This window comes from Streptomyces sp. NPDC088387, assembly GCF_044753385.1.
Lineage (GTDB): Bacteria > Actinomycetota > Actinomycetes > Streptomycetales > Streptomycetaceae > Streptomyces.
The window spans coordinates 268,735-286,223 of sequence record NZ_JBIVNC010000001.1 but is presented as its reverse complement, the minus strand read 5'-3'; the positions used below and the strand labels follow the sequence as shown (position 1 = coordinate 286,223).

General features: G+C 70.8%; 30 protein-coding genes. 29 read left to right on the top strand and 1 reads right to left on the bottom strand.

What is annotated here, in order from left to right:
- Window positions 1-56: 56 nt before the first annotated feature.
- From ACIQAC_RS01390 to ACIQAC_RS01370, 5 genes are all read left to right on the top strand, one after another.
- Window positions 57-386: a hypothetical protein gene (locus tag ACIQAC_RS01390; RefSeq protein ID WP_402185928.1), complete on the top strand. Its 330-nt coding sequence runs from the start codon at window positions 57-59 to the stop codon at window positions 384-386.
- A complete protein-coding gene (locus tag ACIQAC_RS01385; RefSeq protein WP_402185926.1) occupies window positions 383-1,018 on the top strand; it encodes a hypothetical protein in 636 nt (211 codons plus the stop codon). Before ACIQAC_RS01390 ends, ACIQAC_RS01385 begins: the two co-directional genes overlap by 4 nt.
- 14 nt (window positions 1,019-1,032) lie before the next feature.
- Window positions 1,033-1,245 carry a hypothetical protein gene (locus ACIQAC_RS01380; protein WP_402185924.1) on the top strand — a complete coding sequence of 71 codons (213 nt, stop codon included), beginning with the start codon at window positions 1,033-1,035 and terminating at the stop codon, window positions 1,243-1,245.
- 2 nt (window positions 1,246-1,247) lie between these two features.
- Complete coding sequence (locus ACIQAC_RS01375) at window positions 1,248-1,730, top strand: hypothetical protein (protein ID WP_402185923.1); 483 nt, start codon at window positions 1,248-1,250, stop codon at window positions 1,728-1,730.
- A gap of 97 nt (window positions 1,731-1,827) precedes the next feature.
- A complete protein-coding gene (locus tag ACIQAC_RS01370) occupies window positions 1,828-2,550 on the top strand; it encodes a hypothetical protein (RefSeq protein ID WP_402185921.1) in 723 nt (240 codons plus the stop codon).
- A 50-nt stretch (window positions 2,551-2,600) separates the two neighbouring features.
- On the opposite strand, the gene ACIQAC_RS01365 is transcribed toward ACIQAC_RS01370, so the two are convergent.
- Window positions 2,601-2,903: a hypothetical protein gene (locus ACIQAC_RS01365; RefSeq protein WP_402185920.1), complete on the bottom strand. Its 303-nt coding sequence runs from the start codon at window positions 2,901-2,903 to the stop codon at window positions 2,601-2,603.
- A 197-nt stretch (window positions 2,904-3,100) separates the two neighbouring features.
- On the opposite strand from ACIQAC_RS01365, the gene ACIQAC_RS01360 reads away from it, so the two are divergent.
- The 24 genes from ACIQAC_RS01360 to ACIQAC_RS01245 all read left to right on the top strand — a co-directional run bounded on the left by ACIQAC_RS01360 (window position 3,101) and on the right by ACIQAC_RS01245 (window position 17,322).
- A complete protein-coding gene (locus tag ACIQAC_RS01360; RefSeq protein WP_402185919.1) occupies window positions 3,101-3,262 on the top strand; it encodes a hypothetical protein in 162 nt (53 codons plus the stop codon).
- Window positions 3,259-3,420, top strand: coding sequence for a hypothetical protein (locus ACIQAC_RS01355; RefSeq protein ID WP_402185917.1), 162 nt, complete (start codon window positions 3,259-3,261; stop codon window positions 3,418-3,420). The genes ACIQAC_RS01360 and ACIQAC_RS01355 overlap by 4 nt, the downstream gene beginning before the upstream one ends.
- Window positions 3,420-3,611 (top strand): hypothetical protein, encoded by a 192-nt coding sequence (locus ACIQAC_RS01350; RefSeq protein WP_402185916.1) that lies wholly within the window; start codon window positions 3,420-3,422, stop codon window positions 3,609-3,611. Before ACIQAC_RS01355 ends, ACIQAC_RS01350 begins: the two co-directional genes overlap by 1 nt.
- A 64-nt stretch (window positions 3,612-3,675) precedes the next feature.
- Entirely contained in the window at window positions 3,676-4,047 is a 372-nt protein-coding gene (locus ACIQAC_RS01345) for a helix-turn-helix domain-containing protein (protein WP_402185914.1), read from the top strand.
- Complete coding sequence (locus ACIQAC_RS01340; RefSeq protein WP_402185913.1) at window positions 4,047-4,676, top strand: hypothetical protein; 630 nt, start codon at window positions 4,047-4,049, stop codon at window positions 4,674-4,676. The genes ACIQAC_RS01345 and ACIQAC_RS01340 overlap by 1 nt, the downstream gene beginning before the upstream one ends.
- A complete protein-coding gene (locus ACIQAC_RS01335) occupies window positions 4,673-5,185 on the top strand; it encodes a hypothetical protein (protein WP_402185911.1) in 513 nt (170 codons plus the stop codon). Before ACIQAC_RS01340 ends, ACIQAC_RS01335 begins: the two co-directional genes overlap by 4 nt.
- Window positions 5,182-5,772, top strand: a complete 591-nt coding sequence (locus tag ACIQAC_RS01330) for a hypothetical protein (RefSeq protein ID WP_402185910.1) — start codon at window positions 5,182-5,184, stop codon at window positions 5,770-5,772. The genes ACIQAC_RS01335 and ACIQAC_RS01330 overlap by 4 nt, the downstream gene beginning before the upstream one ends.
- Window positions 5,773-5,893: 121 nt before the next feature.
- Window positions 5,894-6,058 carry a hypothetical protein gene (locus ACIQAC_RS01325; protein WP_402185908.1) on the top strand — a complete coding sequence of 55 codons (165 nt, stop codon included), beginning with the start codon at window positions 5,894-5,896 and terminating at the stop codon, window positions 6,056-6,058.
- Between the two features lie 475 nt (window positions 6,059-6,533).
- Window positions 6,534-6,998 carry a DUF4429 domain-containing protein gene (locus ACIQAC_RS01320; RefSeq protein ID WP_402185906.1) on the top strand — a complete coding sequence of 155 codons (465 nt, stop codon included), beginning with the start codon at window positions 6,534-6,536 and terminating at the stop codon, window positions 6,996-6,998.
- 65 nt (window positions 6,999-7,063) lie between these two features.
- Window positions 7,064-7,615: a hypothetical protein gene (locus ACIQAC_RS01315; RefSeq protein ID WP_402185905.1), complete on the top strand. Its 552-nt coding sequence runs from the start codon at window positions 7,064-7,066 to the stop codon at window positions 7,613-7,615.
- Window positions 7,602-8,879 carry a PBSX family phage terminase large subunit gene (locus ACIQAC_RS01310; protein WP_402185903.1) on the top strand — a complete coding sequence of 426 codons (1,278 nt, stop codon included), beginning with the start codon at window positions 7,602-7,604 and terminating at the stop codon, window positions 8,877-8,879. The genes ACIQAC_RS01315 and ACIQAC_RS01310 overlap by 14 nt, the downstream gene beginning before the upstream one ends.
- On the top strand, window positions 8,876-9,031 hold the full coding sequence (locus tag ACIQAC_RS01305; RefSeq protein ID WP_402185902.1) for a hypothetical protein: 156 nt from the start codon (window positions 8,876-8,878) through the stop codon (window positions 9,029-9,031). The genes ACIQAC_RS01310 and ACIQAC_RS01305 overlap by 4 nt, the downstream gene beginning before the upstream one ends.
- On the top strand, window positions 9,031-10,626 hold the full coding sequence (locus tag ACIQAC_RS01300; RefSeq protein WP_402185901.1) for a phage portal protein: 1,596 nt from the start codon (window positions 9,031-9,033) through the stop codon (window positions 10,624-10,626). Before ACIQAC_RS01305 ends, ACIQAC_RS01300 begins: the two co-directional genes overlap by 1 nt.
- A complete protein-coding gene (locus tag ACIQAC_RS01295; RefSeq protein ID WP_402185900.1) occupies window positions 10,586-11,725 on the top strand; it encodes a phage minor capsid protein in 1,140 nt (379 codons plus the stop codon). Before ACIQAC_RS01300 ends, ACIQAC_RS01295 begins: the two co-directional genes overlap by 41 nt.
- Window positions 11,726-12,000: 275 nt before the next feature.
- Entirely contained in the window at window positions 12,001-12,756 is a 756-nt protein-coding gene (locus ACIQAC_RS01290; RefSeq protein ID WP_402185898.1) for a hypothetical protein, read from the top strand.
- A gap of 9 nt (window positions 12,757-12,765) precedes the next feature.
- Window positions 12,766-13,965: a DUF5309 family protein gene (locus ACIQAC_RS01285; RefSeq protein WP_402185896.1), complete on the top strand. Its 1,200-nt coding sequence runs from the start codon at window positions 12,766-12,768 to the stop codon at window positions 13,963-13,965.
- 2 nt (window positions 13,966-13,967) lie between these two features.
- On the top strand, window positions 13,968-14,279 hold the full coding sequence (locus ACIQAC_RS01280) for a hypothetical protein (protein ID WP_402185894.1): 312 nt from the start codon (window positions 13,968-13,970) through the stop codon (window positions 14,277-14,279).
- Window positions 14,279-14,785 (top strand): hypothetical protein, encoded by a 507-nt coding sequence (locus ACIQAC_RS01275; protein ID WP_402185893.1) that lies wholly within the window; start codon window positions 14,279-14,281, stop codon window positions 14,783-14,785. Before ACIQAC_RS01280 ends, ACIQAC_RS01275 begins: the two co-directional genes overlap by 1 nt.
- 10 nt (window positions 14,786-14,795) lie before the next feature.
- Complete coding sequence (locus ACIQAC_RS01270) at window positions 14,796-15,215, top strand: hypothetical protein (RefSeq protein WP_402185891.1); 420 nt, start codon at window positions 14,796-14,798, stop codon at window positions 15,213-15,215.
- Entirely contained in the window at window positions 15,209-15,526 is a 318-nt protein-coding gene (locus tag ACIQAC_RS01265) for a hypothetical protein (RefSeq protein WP_402185889.1), read from the top strand. Before ACIQAC_RS01270 ends, ACIQAC_RS01265 begins: the two co-directional genes overlap by 7 nt.
- Window positions 15,523-15,873, top strand: coding sequence for a minor capsid protein (locus ACIQAC_RS01260; protein WP_402185888.1), 351 nt, complete (start codon window positions 15,523-15,525; stop codon window positions 15,871-15,873). Before ACIQAC_RS01265 ends, ACIQAC_RS01260 begins: the two co-directional genes overlap by 4 nt.
- Window positions 15,866-16,291: a minor capsid protein gene (locus tag ACIQAC_RS01255; protein ID WP_402185886.1), complete on the top strand. Its 426-nt coding sequence runs from the start codon at window positions 15,866-15,868 to the stop codon at window positions 16,289-16,291. Before ACIQAC_RS01260 ends, ACIQAC_RS01255 begins: the two co-directional genes overlap by 8 nt.
- 66 nt (window positions 16,292-16,357) lie before the next feature.
- Window positions 16,358-16,834 carry a phage tail tube protein gene (locus tag ACIQAC_RS01250; protein ID WP_402185885.1) on the top strand — a complete coding sequence of 159 codons (477 nt, stop codon included), beginning with the start codon at window positions 16,358-16,360 and terminating at the stop codon, window positions 16,832-16,834.
- Entirely contained in the window at window positions 16,831-17,322 is a 492-nt protein-coding gene (locus tag ACIQAC_RS01245; protein ID WP_402185883.1) for a hypothetical protein, read from the top strand. The genes ACIQAC_RS01250 and ACIQAC_RS01245 overlap by 4 nt, the downstream gene beginning before the upstream one ends.
- The last annotated feature ends 167 nt before the right edge of the window (window positions 17,323-17,489 follow it).

The following is a 17,489-nucleotide window of genomic DNA, read 5'->3' as shown; positions in this document are numbered from 1 at the left end:
GTCATCACAGCCGGCCTCCCACTCGCCCACTGGTCACACCGCCTCTGGAGGCTCAAGTGAGACGAGCCACGCACACCCTCTGGGTCCTGTACGCAGCCCTGGCCGTCGGCCTCTTCGGCTGCGCCCTCATGAGCCACCAGGCGCACCACTGGCCCGGCGTCGCGTTCTTCGCCGCCGCGGCCATCGGCGCCGCCCTCGCCATCGTCCACACCTCGTGGCTCCTCGACGAGCACCGCCACGTCCTCGCCCGCCTCGACGCACGAACCCGCCGCCAGGACGACACCGTGCGCGACGCCCTCAACGCGGCCTGCTGCGAGCCCTGGTGGGCATCCGCCGGCGCCGAGCACGACCCCGTCACCTGCACCCGAAAGGACCAGACCACGTGACCGAGCACGACCCGACGGAGCCCGACACCTGTCGCCCGATCGACGTTGATGGCGAGACCGTCCTCATCCGCGGCTCCGGCCATTTCACAGAGCAGGACCAGCAGTTCACCGAAGAGGTCATCCGTGCCGCCAAGCTCAAGTACGCATCGGATAACCCGGCGGCCGACCCCGACGCGCAGCGCGGCGCTCGCCGAGCCAACATCCACAAGCAACTGGACCTCGTCGGCCGCGGCGAATCCCTGAGCCCCAGCGAAGCCGAGCTCCTCCGGGTACAGGCCGGAGCCGAGATGCGCTTCGCCGACATCGCAGACTCCGTCACCGTCGAGGCGAAGCGGCTGCTGGAACGCCGCACGACGACACTGCGGCTGCGGGCCGAGCAGGCCGAGGCCGCCAGCGAACGTGTGCGCGAGATGGCCGAGCGCTGGGTCGCAGCCGGGCCCCCGCCGCTCGGCACGTCCGTCTCGCGCTGGTGGGACGCGCGCCTCGTCGAACTCCACCACGCCATCCGCCCACCCGAGGAGCCCAACCTCAGCGCCGAGTCGCTCGTCGACGTGAAGCGTCTCGTCGACGAGGACGGCGAGCCGCTCTGCACCTGCACGTACGGCGAGCGCTGCCCCACCTGCCGCGACTGACCACGGAGACGACCATGCACCAGCCCACCACCCGCACCTACTTCATCCAGTCCCGCCCCGCCCCCAGCCAGCCCTGGCAGCAGGCGTCAGGCATCCACGCCACCTGGGAGAGCAAGACGAAGGCCGTGCAGAGGCTCGCGGATCGCCGTCGACAGCAGCCGAGTTGGGAGCACCGGCTGATGGAGCGGCTCGTCACCGTCACCGAACAGCCCGCCACGGAGGACTGACCATGAACTTCATCGACCCCGACCGGCGAGACACGATGGCCGACTGGCTGCGCGCCAACGACATCGACCCGGCCACCGTCCCGCTCGACACCAGCATCGACATCCACAACGGCCCGGACGGACTCGTGATCGCCTACTGGGAGCACCTCGGCAAGGGCATCCACGAACGGCGCTTCGTCCCGCTCCTCGTCGAGCCCCCGGACTGGGCCGCCTACGTCGCGCAGCTCCAACCACTCACCGACGAGCAGCGAGAGCAGCTCCAGCGCATGGTCACCGTCACCGCCGAGATCCGGAAGATCGCCGAGGCAGTCGCGCCCGCAGTCATCGCCGCCGCAGCCGAGCTGACCAAGGGGTTGGAGGCACTCCGCGAGGCCGGACTCCTTGACGAGGACGGCAAGCCCCAGGAGCAACCGCGGCGCCGCCCGACCCCGTTCGAGTGCGCGCCCGGCAACCGGTGCCACGCCTGCGCCGTGTGCTGGCGCTGAGCATCGCGAAGGGGCGTGCGCCACAGTCTTGGCCGGACCGGTGCACGCCCCCAGGTGGACCCACCGTATCGCCCCACGCACCACAGGAGCCACGACGATGAGCCCCACCGCCGCACACCTCCGCACCATCGCCCTGCACTGGACCGACCTCACCGACGCCCTGGCCTCCACCGGCACCACCACCTGGCCGCCCGCCGGCCGCATGTCCGACTACCTGTCCGCCCTCGACGAGGCCGACGAGGAGCTGGCCGAAGCCGCGCGCTGGCAGGCCGCCTACAGCCGAGCGTTCCTCGACCGGGACCCGGCCCAGCTCGGCGCGACCCGGCCGCCGCTGCGCATCGCGATCCTCGACACCATGCGCACCGTCGAGGCCGCGCTGACCGCAACCGCCGACCAGGTCGCGAGCGTCGTCCAGCGCTCGCCGATGACCGCCGCTCCGCGCGGGTGGCCGGCCGCCGACCGGGCCCGCCGCGACCAGCTCGCGCGCGCCGACTCCGCGGACCCCCGACGGTGGCGGTACAGCGGCCGACGCACCGCACCGCACAGCGCACTGTGGCTCCTCGCGCGCGCGGAGGGGCGTCCTGGCCCTTTCCGGCCGCTCCCCGACGGCGAGCGCCGACTGATCGCCAACGTTGCCGCGGAAGCCGCCGAGCGCGTTGAGAGAGCCCTGGATATCACCGGGCGCACGGCCATGGTCGCCCGCCCGTGCCCGGACTGCGAGGGACGTATCGAGATGCACGGAGGCGCCGGCGCTGACCCGGTCGCCCGCTGCACCGAGTGCGGGCACATCTGGAGCAGCCAGGTCAGGGCCGTGGCGTAGACGCAGCCGGCCCCCCGCACAAGGGCGCGGGGGGCCAGCCGAGCAGCACGTCAGCCCTCGTCCTCTGCTTTGGCCCGGTTCTTCCACGAACCGGTGTGCCCTCGGATGATGTCCTGCACCACGCCCAACGACATCTCCAGCCGAGTCGCGATGGCCCGCATGGTCACCGGCGGATCCTGCGCGCGCAGGGCGAGTACGAGATCGCGGCGCTCGGCATGCCAGTCCTTCACGACCTTCGCCTGAAGGGCCATCACGCGGTTCCGCGCGCGCACCCGCTCCTCAAGATCCGCGATGCGGTCGACGTCTTCGAGGGCTTCCGACACCCGCTGTACCTCCTCGATCTCGTCGCTCACGCCCGCTCCTCTCCAGCTTCGGGAAGCGGCACGCCCCGGCACTCTTGCATGGGGACCATACAACGCTGTACGGTCCCCATACAACGGTCGGGGAGTCACTGCCCTTCCGTAGATCAACAAAGCCCCCGACCCGTTGATTTGGCGATCCCGGGCCGGGGGCGGACCCACCCCGAAGCGATCAAAGGAGCAGGTCCGCCATGGAGCGTACCGACCAGCCCGACCCGCAGCCCACCCCCCACACCGCCCGCGACTGCGCCCTGTGCGGCACGCTGCGGCACCCCGCGCAGGCCAAGGCCGGCCGCGCCCTCCGCACGCACCTGGCCGCCAACCCCCTCCCGCGGCAGGCGGCCGGCCGATGACCGAGGAGGAGCGCGTCGCCGAGCTGCACGCCCTGGCCCGCCGCGACTACGGCACCCCCACCGAGCGCGCCGCCCGCGCCGAGGCCGCCATCGCACAGGCCGAGACCGCGAAGTGGCACGCCAAGGCCGCCGCCGAGGCTCCGAGGGGGCGCCGCTGATGGGCCTCGGGCGATTCCTCCGCAGCCTCGCCCCGGGTGACGATCAGCAGCTTGCCGAGGACCTGAGCAAGCAGCGCCGCGCCGCCTACCGCCGGAACGTCACCAAAACGGCCCGCGAAGGCCAGGCCTGGGAGGACCAGGACCGCGCCCGCGACCGCCAAGGCGACCGCCACACCGAGTGGGACAACTGACCCACACCAGACCGGCCGCCCCCGCGAAATTCCCCCGCGGGGGCGGCCCCTCTTGGAGCGACCCATGAGCATGTCCCGTACGACGCGACAGATCGTCGTCGCGCACCTCACCGACCGCGGCATGAGCCCGACGGAGATCGCCGACGAGCTGGGTGTTTCCCGCGAAACCGTCCGCAGGGACCTCCACAACGCACCCGCCTCTGCACCCACACCGGCAGACCCCGACGAGGCGCCCGATGTGGCAGTCCCCGAGCCGTTCGGCCCGCAGGGCGTGACCCTGCCCGCGAGCCTCGACCTCGGCCAAGACCTACGCCTCCTCGCCACCTGCTACAAGGCGCCGCCCGAGGACGTCACGCGGCATCTGCTGCGCCGCGAGGCCGAGGCCATCCGCGACCGCATGCGCGCACGCAAGCACGCCACAACACAAGACGCCTGATGAGCGCGCAGCCATCGCCCGACGGCGACGAGCTGCGCGCCCGCGCCTACCTCCGCGCCCTCCGCGCACGCCCCTTCGGCCACCAGGAGCCACCCATGCCGCCCCCTGAGAAGCGGCCGATCACACCCACCCGCGTCATCCCGGCCAGCACCCCGCTGCCCGCTCGGCCGCCCGAGCCCGGCGAATCACCGCCCTGGCACATACCCCCACCTCCACCCCCGCCCGCGGCAGCGCCACCGCCGCCGGCGCCGATCGAGGTACGCCACGTCCACGAGGTCCTGCTCGTCATCCCCGACCCGGAGCCCGAACCTGCCCCGTGGTGGGCGCGCCTGTGGGATCGCCTCGCCACCTGGCGGATGGCCGTCGCCCTGCTCGCCGCCCTCGTGCCGTGGGCCGGGGGCCAGAGCCCCGTGGGTATCTGGTCCCGGACCGTCCACCAGGCCCGGACCGAGGCCGGCATCGGCGCCGCCTACGTCATCGCCGGTGTGGCCATCGCCGCGACCTGGGCCCTGGACCGGCACACCGGCCGCGCCCTCCCCCGCTTCCTCCTCGTCACCGCCCTGCTCGGCGCCTTCGGCGTCCTGAGCTGGTGGGATCCCTTCGCCCTGCTCACCGGAGTCCACCGATGACCGCCACGTCCACCCTCACTCTGGGCGGCCTGCTCCTCGCCCTGATCATCCTGACCTGCAACCTGTACCCCTGGTACCGCGGCGGCCGGGAGATGTCCAAGCTCGCGGCGTTCGGGAAGGGCTTCGGTGGCGCCGCCTGTGCCGCCACTTGCCCGGGAGGCGTCCTCGGCTGGGTGCACTCCCGCTCCGGCACCGTCGGCAACGGTGTGGGCGAGCGCACGAGCCAGGCAGCCACCGGCACCGCCTCCGGACAGAGCCTGACTACCGGCCAGCTCGTAGGCCTCGGCACGACCGGCGCGGCCATCGTCGTCATTGCCGTGACGCTCCTCGTCCTCGCTTACAAGGAGTCTGGGAAGAAAGACCGCCGCCGGATCGTCGGCGGCGCCTACGTCGGCTCCGCCTTGTGCCTCACCGCGGGTGTGGCCGGCGCGCTCGCGTGGCTGCCCGGCGCCCTCAACGCGCTCGGTGACGGAGTGGTCGCCGCGGTGCAGGGGGCTGGGATCCTGTGACCCGCCTCGCCCGCATCGCGGACCGCCTGGCCGTGGGCTCGCGCGCATACGCCCGCCGCGTCGGCACACGAGCGGCAGCGTGGTGCGCGCGCGGCCGGCGGGACGACCTGCCCGGCTGGCGCGGCACGCTCGGGATCTTCGTCCGGATCGCGCTGCTCACCCTCGGCGGGTACCTGCTGGCCCGCCTCGTGCGCGCCGTGCCTCACCTGATGTGGGTCGTCACCGGCTGGTGGGTGCTCGCCGCATGGCGTGCGGGCAGGCCAGCCACCAAGGCCTCTGCGGCGCCGTCTGCTGCTCCGACCGGGAAGGCCATCCGCGCACTGCTGCTGGAGCTGATGGGCGACGACTCCGCAGTCCACCTCTCCACCGTCCTCGCCCACCTTCAGCGGCGGCCCGACACCGCGGCCGTCACGGCCGGCTGGGGCATCGCTGATCTGCGCGCCTGCCTGGAGGGTCTGGGGGTCCCCGTCCACCTCAAGGTGAAGGCGCGAGGGAAGGGGCCGACGAGAGGGGTCCGGCGCGCCGACCTGGCCCCTTCCCCAGCTGTCTCCGGGGAGGCGTCTACCGCCCCGTCTACCGCCGCCTGACCTGCACGTCTACCACTCCGTCTCCCACGATCTACCCGACCATCTACCGAGCGCGTCGAAGGGGCCACACCCAGGCGCGCGGCACGAGAGAATCCACCAACCTGCAACCGAGAGGACGTCCATGAGCGACACCCACGACCAGGAGCCGGACGCCGAGCGAGACACCCTGCTCGGCCAGCACTTCCCCGGCATGAGCGAAGAAACAGCATCGTCGGTGCAGGCCGAGATGGACCGCCGCGAAGCCGCGGGCCTACCCGCCGTACCCGAGATGCCGTGGGAGGACTGAGGTCCATGGCCGAGCGGTTCACGTACAGCGGGTCGGCGACGGTCGGCGGCCTCGTCCTACCCAACGTTCGACTTCAGGAGAGCCTCAGCCCTGAAGGCCTGAGGTCCTGGGAAGGCTCAGCGCGCTTCCTCGTGCGCGACGCACCTGCTGGGTTCCCGGGCGACCTGGACGGTCCGGAGTCCGTGCTCCTCGAACTACCCGACGGTCGGAAAGGACATGTAATCGCGACGACTCGCACGTTCGACGACAGCAATTGGTCCGTCTGGCTGGTGGGAACTGGTCCAGCCCCGAGGTAATCCGCTCACCGCCGCGCACTTGCGTTCGGCGCGATCATGTCGCATCCTGGCCGCACGTCCGGCGCGCCCGGACCCTGAAGCTCCGAAGGCCCGCCATCGCGCGGGCCTTCACCATTTCCCCACCAACCGCCCACGCGGCGTGTCACGATGCCCCAATCAGCAGCAAGGTGGGCCAAACCGTGATCAACGCAAGCGGCCAGGGCGGACAACTCGCCTTCGACGGCCAGTACGTCAGCATCACCCGCAACGGCTTCCTCGGCCGCGCCAGCCATGGCCGAGGAGAGAAGAAACTCCACATCAGCTCCATCAGCGCCGTGCAGTGGAAGCCCGCCGGCCCGATGGTCAACGGGTTCATCCAGCTCTCCCTCGGCGGCGCCGACCGGCAGGCCGCCAAAGGCTCGCGCACCATGAACGCGGCCAAGGACGAGAACAGCGTGGTGTTCACGAAGAAGCAGCAGCCCGAGTTCGAGCAGCTGCGCGCGGCCATCGAGCAGGCGATCGCCGCTGGGCACGCTCCGCAGGCGCCGGCCGCCGCAGCGCCGTCGCTCGCCGACGAGCTGACCAAGCTCGCTGCGCTTCGTGACCAAGGCATCCTCAGCCCGGCCGAGTTCGAGGCGCAGAAGGCGCGGCTTCTGGCTCAGTAGTCCTCTCCCGACTGGCCCGGCTCGCATCCGTGCGCGGCCGGGCCTTCGCGCGCCCGGAGGTGACCATGAGCGTCAACCGGGACAAGCGGCCCGTCGACGAGGACGACTACCGGCGCGTGGCCGAACTGCACGCGCTCGGCATGGGCCGCAACGCGATCGCCCGCGAGATCGGCCGAGCGCAGCGCACCGTCAGCGTCATCGCCGGAGACCTCGGCCTCGTCTTCGACACGTCGATGACCGAGGAGGCCACAGCCCACCGCGTCGCCCAACTCGCCGCGCTCCGGGCCGATACCGCCCTGGACCTCCACCTCGACGCCCTCCGGCTCACCCAGTCCATGTGGGAGCCCGCGAAGGTCTTCAACTTCGGCGGCAAGGACAACACCTTCGCCTCGCGCGTAGTGGATGAGCCGCCGGCCGCCGACAAGAAGTCCCTCATGACCGCAGCCGGGATCGCCCTGGAGAAGTCCCTCAAGCTCGTCCCGCCCGCGGACGACGCCGGCGCCGACGACGCCCGTTCGATGCTCGGCCAGCTCATGGCCGGCCTGAAGGCCGCGTACGACCAGGCCGTCAGCGAGGAGGGCGGTACCGGCGAGGAGGCGGAAGGTGAGTCTCCTTGACGCGCTGCCGCTGTCCCGCAAGCAGATCATCTCCGTCGTACAGGCGGACGCTCGGATCAACGCCTGGGAAGGCTCGGTCCGTTCGGGGAAGACGATCGCGAGCCTCCTCCGCTGGCTGATCTTCATCGCGAACGCGCCGACCGGCGGCGAGCTGGTCATGGTCGGGCGCACCCGCGACTCCCTGTACCGGAACGTCATCGCCCCGCTGACCAACCCGGAGATCTTCGGGAAGCTGTCCAGACAGGTCGACTACAACCCCGGCGCCCCGATCGCGATCATCATGGGCCGGATCGTGCACGTCATGGGCGCCAACGACGCCAAGGCCGAGCCCAAGGTCCGCGGTATGACGTGCGCGGGCGCGTACGTCGACGAGGCCACGACGCTCCCGCAGACGTTCTTCGACCAGCTGGTGGCGCGCTGCTCGGTCAAGGGCGCGAAGATCTTCACGACGACCAACCCGGACAACCCGGCCCACTGGTTCCGCCGTGACTACCTGAAGCGGCCGGCCGAGACCCGGCTCCGGTCCTGGCACTTCACCCTCGACGACAACCCGTTCCTGGACCCGGACTACGTGGCGTCGCTCAAGTCGACCTACGTGGGTCTGTTCTACCGGCGGAACATCCTCGGGCACTGGGTGCAGGCCGAGGGCGCGATCTACGAGGCGTTCGACGAGCAGCGCCACGTGGTGGCCGATATCCCGCACATCACCAGGTGGCTGTGCGACGCGATCGACTACGGCACGACCAACCCCTACTCAGACCTGCTGATCGGGCTCGGCGTCGACCATCGGCTGTACGTCGTCTCCGAATACCGGTGGGACTCGCGCGCTGAGCGCCGCAAGAAGACCGACGTCGAGTACAGCCAGGCCCGCAAGCAGTGGCTCACCTCCGTGGCGCAGCCGCAGACCAACGTCCTCGGTGTCCACCCGGAGTGGACAGTTGTCGACCCCTCCGCGGCCTCGTACATCGAGCAGCTGCACCGCGACGGCGTCTCCGGAGTCACTCCGGCCGAGAACACGGTGGTCGACGGCATCCGCACGGTGTCCTCGCTGTTCGCGGGGGACCGGCTGCGCGTGCACCCGTCCGTGCGCGGCCTCATCGAGGAGCTGCCCGGCTACTCCTGGGACGACGAGGCAGCGGAGAAGGGCGAGGACAAGCCCATCAAGATCAACGATCACTCGTGTGACGCGCTCCGGTACGGCGTCCGTACGACCGAGGCCTTGTGGCGCCCGCACATCCAGATGCTCTTGGAGGTGGCCGCATGACGCTGACCGTCGAGCAGGCCCTCGCCAATGCCGCCCGGTTGCTGGAGCAGGCCGAGATGGAAACCAACCTTGCGCTGATGGAGCGCCTCGACGAACTCGCCTCGTCCTGGCTGGGCATGGCGCACCTGCTGATGGAGAAGGAGCGCGCCTGATGCCCCTGCCCACCGCAGACACCCCGTGGCCGCCGGTCGACAACCGCGTCCAGCACGCCCTCGCCGACTGGGACGCCTGGTACTCCAGCGAGCCCGACCGGCTTGAAGCGCAGTACATGGGCCGCGGCTTCCGCGAGGCCGTCGGCCAGCCCTCGCAGACCCGAGGCGGCATCATCAACAGGCTCGTCCGATGGTTCTGGAGCCAGCCCACCCCCGAGGGCGAGAAGCGCGACAAGCTGCATGTCCCCCTAGCTGGAGATATCGCCCGCACGTCGTCGGAGTTGCTGTTCTCGGAGCCTCCGAAGCTGCTCGCCGCCGAGGACGCCAGCGGCGGCACCCAGGCCGCCCTCGACACGCTGATGGAGGGCGGCCTCCAGCCCACACTCCTGGAGGCCGGGGAGATCTGCGCCGCGCTCGGCGGCGCGTACCTCCGCGTGGTGTGGGACGACGAGGTATCGGATCGGCCGTGGATCGACGCGGTCGCCGCCGACCGAGCCGTCCCCGAGTTCCGGTACGGCCGGCTCGTCGCGGTCACCTTCTGGACCGTCCTGGAGACGGAAGACCGCAGTGACAACCGCGTGTTCAGGCATCTGGAGCGCCACGAGAGAGGCCGGATCTACCACGGCCTCTACGAGGGTTCCGCGTCCAGCCTCGGCGCTGTCCGGCCGCTCGCCGACCACCCCTCAACGGCCCCGCTCGCCGCCCAGGTTGATGCCGAGGGAGGGCTCGACACTGGCGCGCCCAAGCACCTCACGGCCGCCTACGTGCCCAACGTGCGCCCCGCGCGCGCCTGGAGGCACATCCCCACCGCCACCTACTGGGGGCAGAGCGACTTCCAGGGCATCGAAGGCCTCATGGACGCCCTGGACGAGACGTACAGCTCGTGGATGCGGGACATCCAGAACGGCAAGGGCCGTGTGGTCGTCCCCAACTCGATGTTGGAGTCCCTCGGCCCCGGCCAGGGCGCAGGCTGGAACGAGGAGCGCCGGATCTACACGGGGCTGAACATGCTTCAGCGGCCCGGCGACCCGGCGCCGTTGGAGGTCGTGCAGTTCGAGATCCGGTTCGAAGCGCACCGCGACACCTGCCAGGCCCTGATGGAGCAGGCCGTACGGCAGGCTGGCTACTCCGCAGGCAGCTTCGGGGAGTCCGACGGGCAGGCCGTCACCGCGACCGAGGTGAAGGCGCGCAACCGGCGCTCGCTGGGGACCGCGGGACGCAAAGGCCTGTACTGGAAGCCTGGCGTCGCGGACATCGCCGCGGCGTTCCTCGCGGTGCTGGCCGGTCCGCGCTTCCGCGAGTCCGGCCTCGACCTGGAGCCGCCGACGGTGGAGCTCCAGGACGGCATCGGCGAGGGCCCGGTGGAGCTGGCCACCACGGCCGAGCTGCTGCGGCGGGCCGAGGCAGCGTCCACGGAGACCCTCGTTCGGATGGTCCACCCCGACTGGACCGACGACACGCGGGTTCAGAGGGAAGTTGACGCGATCATCGGCGAGTCCGGGCGGAGGGTCGCCGACCCGACGATGACCGGAGCTGAGGGCGAGGGAGTGCCGAATGCCGGTTTCCCCAGCGATGGCGGAGGATCTGGCGGCTGAGGTCGCGCAGCTCTACGAGGACGCTGAGTCCTCGCTCCTGGAGCGGATCGCCAAGGCCTTGGAGGCGGACATCGAGTCGCCGCGGTGGGCCGAGCTGAAGCTGGCCGCGGTCGGGAATCTGCGCCAGGCCGTCGAGACGGTGGCCGAGGCGCTCCAGCAGGACACCGACGGGGCCGTGCGGCGGGCGCTGGTGACGGCGTACAACCGGGGTCGTCAGGCTGCCGTGGCCGAACTGGGGGCGCTGGACATCGGCCGCGAGCTGGTGGCCCGCGAGACCCTGCCCAACGCGCCCGCCGTCGACCGGCTCGCGGCATCGATGGCGGAAGACACCCGCCCGGTGTACGCGCGGATCACGCGCGCCGTCGTGGACAGCTACCGGCGCATCGTGACCCGGGTCTCCGGCGGTGTCCTCCTCGGCACGACGACCCGCAGGCAGGCCGCGCAGCGGGCCCTGGACCAGTTCGCGCAGCGCGGCGTCACCGGCTTCGTCGACAGCGCTGGCCGCTCGTGGGACATGGCGTCGTACGCCGAGATGGCCGTGCGGTCGGTCACCGCCCGCGCCGCAATCGAGGGACATGTCGATGCTCTCGCCGAGATCGGCGTGGGCCTCGTGATGGTGTCGGACGCCCCGCTGGAGTGCCCGCTGTGCGAGCAGTGGGAGGGCGAAGTCCTCACCCTCAACGGCCCTCCAGGACCGCAGTCCCTGCGTGTTGAGCACACCATTCAGCCGAGCGGGCTGCTCGCGCCCACGCGCACCGTCGTCGTTCACGTCGCCGGCAGTCTCATCGAAGCCCGCGCGAACGGCCTGTTCCACCCCAACTGCCGCCACTCCCTGGCCGCGTTCCTGCCCGGGGTGACGACCCGGCCCCCGCACCACCCGACGCCCGGGACGACGTACGAGGACACGCAGCGGCAGCGGGCGATCGAGCGGAACATCCGGGCGTGGAAGCGCCGTCAGGCTGTCGCGATGGATGAGCAGCAGCGGCGGCGCACGGGCGCGTACGTGCGCCGCTGGCAGGCGGCCATGCGCGCGCATGTGGACGCGCATCCGGACCTTCGCCGCAAGCCGCAGCGCGAGCAGATCACGGCGGCCCGATGACCAAGTCCGGCCCCAAGTCGCATTCGTAGTTGCGACACGGGCCAGGCAGGTTGAGGACCCGCGGTCGCTTGCGCGTTCCTACGTTTCGGGTCTCAGACGCCAAGGGTTCGCCGCACTCGGTGCAGGCGGACAGGCTCTCCGGCTCCTCTTCTGCTTTCACGGGTCTGGAAGGTACATCGGCCCCCCGCAGATCTGCCAGCAGCTCTCGCTGGCCCCAATGCTCCCCGGCACCCGCCGCACGGCGACCGCCGGTCAATCCCGCACGGGAGATCACCATGCAGGTCCCTTTCAAGCACCCGCTCGCGACACACCCCGCGGGCACGATCCTCGGCTACCGCACGGACGGCCGACCGATCTTCGTCATCGTGGGTGGCAGCGGCGAGGGCGAAGGCGGCTCCGGATCCGGCGCGAACGGCGGCGGTGAGGGAGGCGCCGGAGCCGGAGGTCAGGGCGGCACCGGCGACGGAGGCCAGGGCGCAGGCCAAGGCAGTCAGGGCGCCGGTGGAGCCGCTGGAGGACAGTCCGGAACGGGCTCCGGCGACGGAGACGACACGGACTGGAAGACCGAGGCCAAGAAGTGGGAGAAGCGCTCCAAGGACAACCACACGGAGCTGGAGCGTCTCCGGGCCGCGAACATGACCGAGCAGGAGAAGGCAGTCTCCGAGGCGGAGCAGAAGGGCCGCACGGCCGCCGCCACGGAGTACGGCCAGAAGCTCGCCAGCGCTGAGTTCCGCGCTGCTGTCGCCGCGGCCGGCCTGGACCTCGGCGAGGCCGCCGAGCTCATCGACGTCAACCGCTTCGTCGGCGAGGACGGCGAAGTGAACGTCGCCGCCATCAAGTCGGCCGTCACCAAGCTCTCCAAGCTCGCCCCCGCACGGGGCGCGGGCCGCTCCGGCGGAGACATGGGCGGCGGAGGCGGCTCCGGCGACCAGGACGCCTCCATCGACAAGCAGATCGAGGAAGCCACCAAGGCGCGCGACTTCAAGCGCGTCATCGCACTCAAGCGGCAAAGGGCCGCGCAGACCACGTAAGGAGTCACCATGGCCGGCATCACCGGGATGGGAACGACTTTCAACCTCCCCAACTACGCGGGCGAGCTGTTCGCGCTCACCCCCGAGGACACCCCGCTGCTCTCGGCCATCGGCGGGCTCACCGGCGGCGGCATGACGACCGCCACCGAATTCGAGTGGCAGACCTACGACCTGCGCGACCCGGCGCAGCGGACGAAGGTGGAAGGCGACACCGCACCGACTGCCGAGGGCCGGGCCCGCGGCAATGTGCGGAACGTGGCCCAGATCCACCAGGAGAAGGTGTCCGTTTCCTACACCAAGCAGGCAGCCATCGGGCAGATGGCTACACCTCAGTCGGCGCCGTTCCGGGGCGTTCCGGGGTCGAACCCGGTCAGCAACGAGCTGAACTGGCAGGTCGAGCAGAAGCTCAAGGAGATCGCCCTCGACGTGAACTGGTCGTTCATCAACGGCCAGTACGCCAACCCGACGTCGAACGCCACCGCGCGCAAGACCCGAGGCCTGCTTCAGGCGATCACGACGAACCGCATCGCCCGGGGCACCTCGGTCACGGGTGCTTCCACGGCGACCGACACAGTCACCGCGACCGGACACGGCCTGTCGGACGGCAACAAGATCGTGTTCACCAACACGTCGACCGCCACCGGCATCATCGCCGGCCGCGTGTACTACGTGGACGCCATCGACGCGAACACCTTCAAGGTGTCGACCAGCAACGGCGGCAGCCCGATCACCCTCGGCACCGCGACCGGCCTGGCCTTCACCAAGCCGTGGGCGACCGCGCTGACTGGCGACATCGTCAACGACATGCTCCAGCTCGCCTACGACAACGGCGGCATCAGCGAGCAGGAGACCGCGACCCTGCTGTCCAACAGCATCCAGAAGCGGGCCATCACCAAGGCCTTCGCTTCCCAGTACGGCCAGTACCAGGAGACGACCCGCAACGTCGGCGGCGTCAACGTGACCACGATCGTGTCCGACTTCGGAACGCTCAACGTCATGATGGACCGGCACATGCCCCAGGACACCGTCGCTGTGGTGTCGCTGGAGCAGCTGCGCCCCGTCTTCCTGAACGTGCCGGACAAGGGCGTGTTCTTCGAGGAGCCGCTGGCCAAGACCGGCGCCTCCGACGAGGTCCAGCTCTACGGCGAGATCGGCCTGGAGTACGGGGCCGAGACCGCGCACGCTGTCCAGACGGGTCTGGTGGTCTGATCATGGCGATCTACCAGCGCGGTGCAGGCGATCACGTCGCCGAGCGGGTGCAGCCCGTTCCGGGTACCGAGGAGGCCGAGCGGTACGCGGCTCTGGCCGACGACCCCGCGTCCGGGTGGCGCTGCGTCAAACCCGACGCCGAGCCGGAGGGGGACGGCCCGCCTGAGTCGGTCGTCCTGGAGCGGCCGTCCAAGTCGGCGTCCAAGGCGGCCTGGCTGGCCTACGCCGTCCAGGAGGGCATGGACGAGGTCGAGGCGGACAAGGCCACGCGCGACGAACTGGCCGCGAAGTACGCGGACGGAGGCGGTGCCTGATGGCTCTCACGCGCACGCGGGTGGAAGTCAAGGTCGCCACCACCCAGACCAAGCCCGACGACCTGTCCGTCCCGCAAGACGCGGTCCAGATCGTCAAGGCCCTGTCCTTCGGGGACGGGGCCGGGGCGGGCGCGGTCAACCTGCTGTTCCACGACCGGCGCACACTCGCCGCGTCCGGGACGGAGAACCTGGACCTGGCCGGCGTCCTCAGCGACAAGTTCGGCCAGGCCCTCACCTTCGCCCGGATCAAGGCAGTGCTCGTCGTCGCCGCGGCGGCGAACACGAACAACGTCAACGTCACCCAGCCAGGCAGCAACGGCGTACCGCTGTTCCTCGCGGCTGGAGACGGCGTCGGTGTCCGGCCGGGAGGCCTGTTCCTGTGGGTGGCCCCGGACGCCGCCGGCGCCGCGGTCACCGCCGGCACCGGCGACCAGCTGACCGTGACCAACTCCGCGGCCGGCACGTCCGTGACGTACGACGTGCTGATCCTCGGCGCGGCAACATAAGGGGGGCCCGGTGGCCCGGATCTACGCCACGAGCGCGGACTACCACTCGTACACCGGGCAGACCCCGCCGGCGGACATCGACGCCCGGCTCGGCCGGGCCTCGCGGTTCCTGGACAGCGAGGTGTTCCGGCTGTGCGGGTACGAGGTCGACGAGGACGGCTACCCCTCGAACACCGTGGTGCGAGAGGCGTTCGCTGACGCGGTCTGCGCGCAGGTGCAGTGGTGGGACGAGACGGGCGACGAGCTAGGTACGGCGGGGCGGTGGGGCTCGGTGAAGATCGGGTCCGTCGCCTTGTCCGGACCCGGCTCGTCGTCCGGCAGCTCGGGTCCGGTCGGTGGCCGGGAGGTTGCTGATTCCGCGCTGGAGGCCCTCCGCTCACCGGACCTCACGCCGGACGTCTTCGTGCTGGGGATGGTGGTCCAGTGCTGATCCCCGGCTTCCTGCTGCGGCACGAGGTGACCGTGGAGCCGTACGAGGGGCAAGGAGCAGCGGCGCCGGTCTACGGAGCGCCTGTGGCCGTGCAGTGCTTCCTGGAAGAGAAGACGCGGCTCGTCCGGGCCCCCGACGGCCGCGAAGTCGTGTCGGGGGCAACGGTGTACTGCCGCCTCGACGCGGTCTCGGCGCCGCCGGAGTCCCGCGTCACCCTGCCGTCCGGCCGCCAGACCACCGTCATCGACCAGGCCCGGCACGACGGCGGCGGACTGCCCACCCCCGATCACCTGGAGGTGAGCCTCGTATGACGCAGTACACGCGCATGAGCTTCGAGGGTCAGCGTCTGTGGACCCAGCGCGGCCGGCGGCTCGCGCAGGACGGGCTGCGTCGGGCCCTGGAGCACATCCTGGCCGAGTCGAAGAAGCTAGTGCCGCTGGACGAGGGCACCCTGGAGCGGTCCGGGAAGGTCGACATCGACGGCCTGGACGGCTCCATCTCCTACGACACCCCGTACGCCCGCCGGCAGCACGAGGAGCTGACGTGGCGGCACGCTCCCGGCCGGTCGGCGAAGTACCTGGAGAAGCCGATGAACAGCGAGCGGGACGTCGCGCTGCGCATCATGGCCGTGAGTCTGCGGAGGTGGCTGCGTGGCTGACCTCCTCGACGGCATCGCCCGACACCTCCAGGAGAAGGGCCTCGTCGAGTACCTGACGGCCGCGGCGGGCGGTGACTGCTTCCTGGAGACGATGCCGTCCGCCCCGGACGTCGCGGTCGTGCTGTCGACGTACGACGACGGCCGCGAGCCGGACTCCCGCCTTGGGTACGACGAGCCCCGCGTGCAGGTGCGTGTGCGCGGGACGAAGGACGCCCGAGTGTCGAGGCAGCTCGCCTTGGCGATCTACGGGGAGCTGCACGGACTGGGCCCGGTGACGCTCCCGGACGGCACGGAGCTGATCCTGTCGGTCGCCATCCAGAACGGGCCGGCATCCATCGGCACCGACCAGCTCGGCCGCCACGAGCACGCCTGCAACTTCCGTATGGAGCACCGCTCGATCACCGCGTACCGCGACTGATCCACCTTCCCCTTTTCCAGCCCGAGCGGTCGCCGCTGCGGGCACCTCGTCATGCCCGGAGGAGCCATGGCAGCCACGAAGTACAACGCCCGCGACGTCGAGTTCGAAGTCGAGGACTTCAACAACCCCGGCACGTGGGTGGCGATCAGGACCGCTCAGGGCGGTTCCGGCGACGGCGGGGTGAACACCTTCAGCGTCGGCCACGAGTACGAGACGACCGACACGACGACGTTCGCGAGCGAGGGCCGCGCCGAGTCGCAGAACATGCAGGAGGGCAAGACCCTCACCCTGGAAGGCTTCCGCCTCAAGGACAGGATGACCGGTGCCCTCGACCCCGGCATGGCGCTCATCGAGGCCCAGGCCGCGCGCCTCGGTGACGACTCGCTCGTGGGCTTTCGATTCGCGGCCCCGGGTGACGCCAACTGGACCGTGTGGACCGCGCACTTCCAGCTCGGGGACTCCGGCGGCGGCAACAACGACAAGGTGTCGTGGGCCTGCACCGTGACCCGGTCCGGTCCGCAGACCACGGCGGTCAAGGCGTGAGCCCCGCCCGCAAGCCCGCGGCCGAACACCAGTCGTGGGATGAGTTCTGGGCCGAGGTATCCGGTGGCCGCACGGAGGTCATTCGCGGTGTCAGGGTGCGCGTGCCCACGGACATGCCGCTGCTCATGGAGCAGCGCGTCGAGGAGCTGCGCGACTCGGAGGCAGAGGAAGATCTCCACGAGCTGGTCGGGCTGCTGTTCAGCGGCAACGTCCTCGGCCAGTGGATCGAAGCGGGCATGGGCGTCGTCGAGTTCCAGACCGCCCTCACGTGGGGCATGGCGCACGCCGGTGGGGCCGACATGTCCTTCCACGAGGCCCTGGAGCTTGTCCGGTCTGGTGACGGCGAGGGAAAAAAGCAGGGCCCGAAGGGCCCGAACAGGGCGGCGCGGAGGGCCGCGCCCGCGAAGCGATCCGCCGCTGGTGGTGGGCCGTCGAAGCGGACTTCCAGCGCGAATACCGGCTCGGCCCGCAGGACATCCCGCGGCTGACCCGCCGCCGCTTCAACACGCTCCTGAGCGGCCTCAGCGGCGAGAGCGTCTTCCGCCAGGTCGCCGGCGACTTCATCTCGATCGTGGACGACGCCGACCAGATTCGGGCGGCGCTGCACAGCTGATCACCACAACTGCGTAGCGCGGGCTCGCGCCGATGGGAGGTG

Coding starts and splice junctions, on each gene's coding strand:
- ACIQAC_RS01300 (WP_402185901.1), top strand. CDS start 9,031: ATGCCCCTGCCCACCGCAGACACCCCGTGGCCGCCGGTCGACAACCGC.
- ACIQAC_RS01375 (WP_402185923.1), top strand. CDS start 1,248: ATGAACTTCATCGACCCCGACCGGCGAGACACGATGGCCGACTGGCTG.
- ACIQAC_RS01380 (WP_402185924.1), top strand. CDS start 1,033: ATGCACCAGCCCACCACCCGCACCTACTTCATCCAGTCCCGCCCCGCC.
- ACIQAC_RS01335 (WP_402185911.1), top strand. CDS start 4,673: ATGACCGCCACGTCCACCCTCACTCTGGGCGGCCTGCTCCTCGCCCTG.
- ACIQAC_RS01355 (WP_402185917.1), top strand. CDS start 3,259: ATGACCGAGGAGGAGCGCGTCGCCGAGCTGCACGCCCTGGCCCGCCGC.
- ACIQAC_RS01360 (WP_402185919.1), top strand. CDS start 3,101: ATGGAGCGTACCGACCAGCCCGACCCGCAGCCCACCCCCCACACCGCC.
- ACIQAC_RS01290 (WP_402185898.1), top strand. CDS start 12,001: ATGCAGGTCCCTTTCAAGCACCCGCTCGCGACACACCCCGCGGGCACG.
- ACIQAC_RS01340 (WP_402185913.1), top strand. CDS start 4,047: ATGAGCGCGCAGCCATCGCCCGACGGCGACGAGCTGCGCGCCCGCGCC.
- ACIQAC_RS01370 (WP_402185921.1), top strand. CDS start 1,828: ATGAGCCCCACCGCCGCACACCTCCGCACCATCGCCCTGCACTGGACC.
- ACIQAC_RS01325 (WP_402185908.1), top strand. CDS start 5,894: ATGAGCGACACCCACGACCAGGAGCCGGACGCCGAGCGAGACACCCTG.
- ACIQAC_RS01295 (WP_402185900.1), top strand. CDS start 10,586: ATGCCGGTTTCCCCAGCGATGGCGGAGGATCTGGCGGCTGAGGTCGCG.
- ACIQAC_RS01315 (WP_402185905.1), top strand. CDS start 7,064: ATGAGCGTCAACCGGGACAAGCGGCCCGTCGACGAGGACGACTACCGG.
- ACIQAC_RS01280 (WP_402185894.1), top strand. CDS start 13,968: ATGGCGATCTACCAGCGCGGTGCAGGCGATCACGTCGCCGAGCGGGTG.
- ACIQAC_RS01350 (WP_402185916.1), top strand. CDS start 3,420: ATGGGCCTCGGGCGATTCCTCCGCAGCCTCGCCCCGGGTGACGATCAG.
- ACIQAC_RS01305 (WP_402185902.1), top strand. CDS start 8,876: ATGACGCTGACCGTCGAGCAGGCCCTCGCCAATGCCGCCCGGTTGCTG.
- ACIQAC_RS01275 (WP_402185893.1), top strand. CDS start 14,279: ATGGCTCTCACGCGCACGCGGGTGGAAGTCAAGGTCGCCACCACCCAG.
- ACIQAC_RS01250 (WP_402185885.1), top strand. CDS start 16,358: ATGGCAGCCACGAAGTACAACGCCCGCGACGTCGAGTTCGAAGTCGAG.
- ACIQAC_RS01345 (WP_402185914.1), top strand. CDS start 3,676: ATGAGCATGTCCCGTACGACGCGACAGATCGTCGTCGCGCACCTCACC.
- ACIQAC_RS01285 (WP_402185896.1), top strand. CDS start 12,766: ATGGCCGGCATCACCGGGATGGGAACGACTTTCAACCTCCCCAACTAC.
- ACIQAC_RS01260 (WP_402185888.1), top strand. CDS start 15,523: ATGACGCAGTACACGCGCATGAGCTTCGAGGGTCAGCGTCTGTGGACC.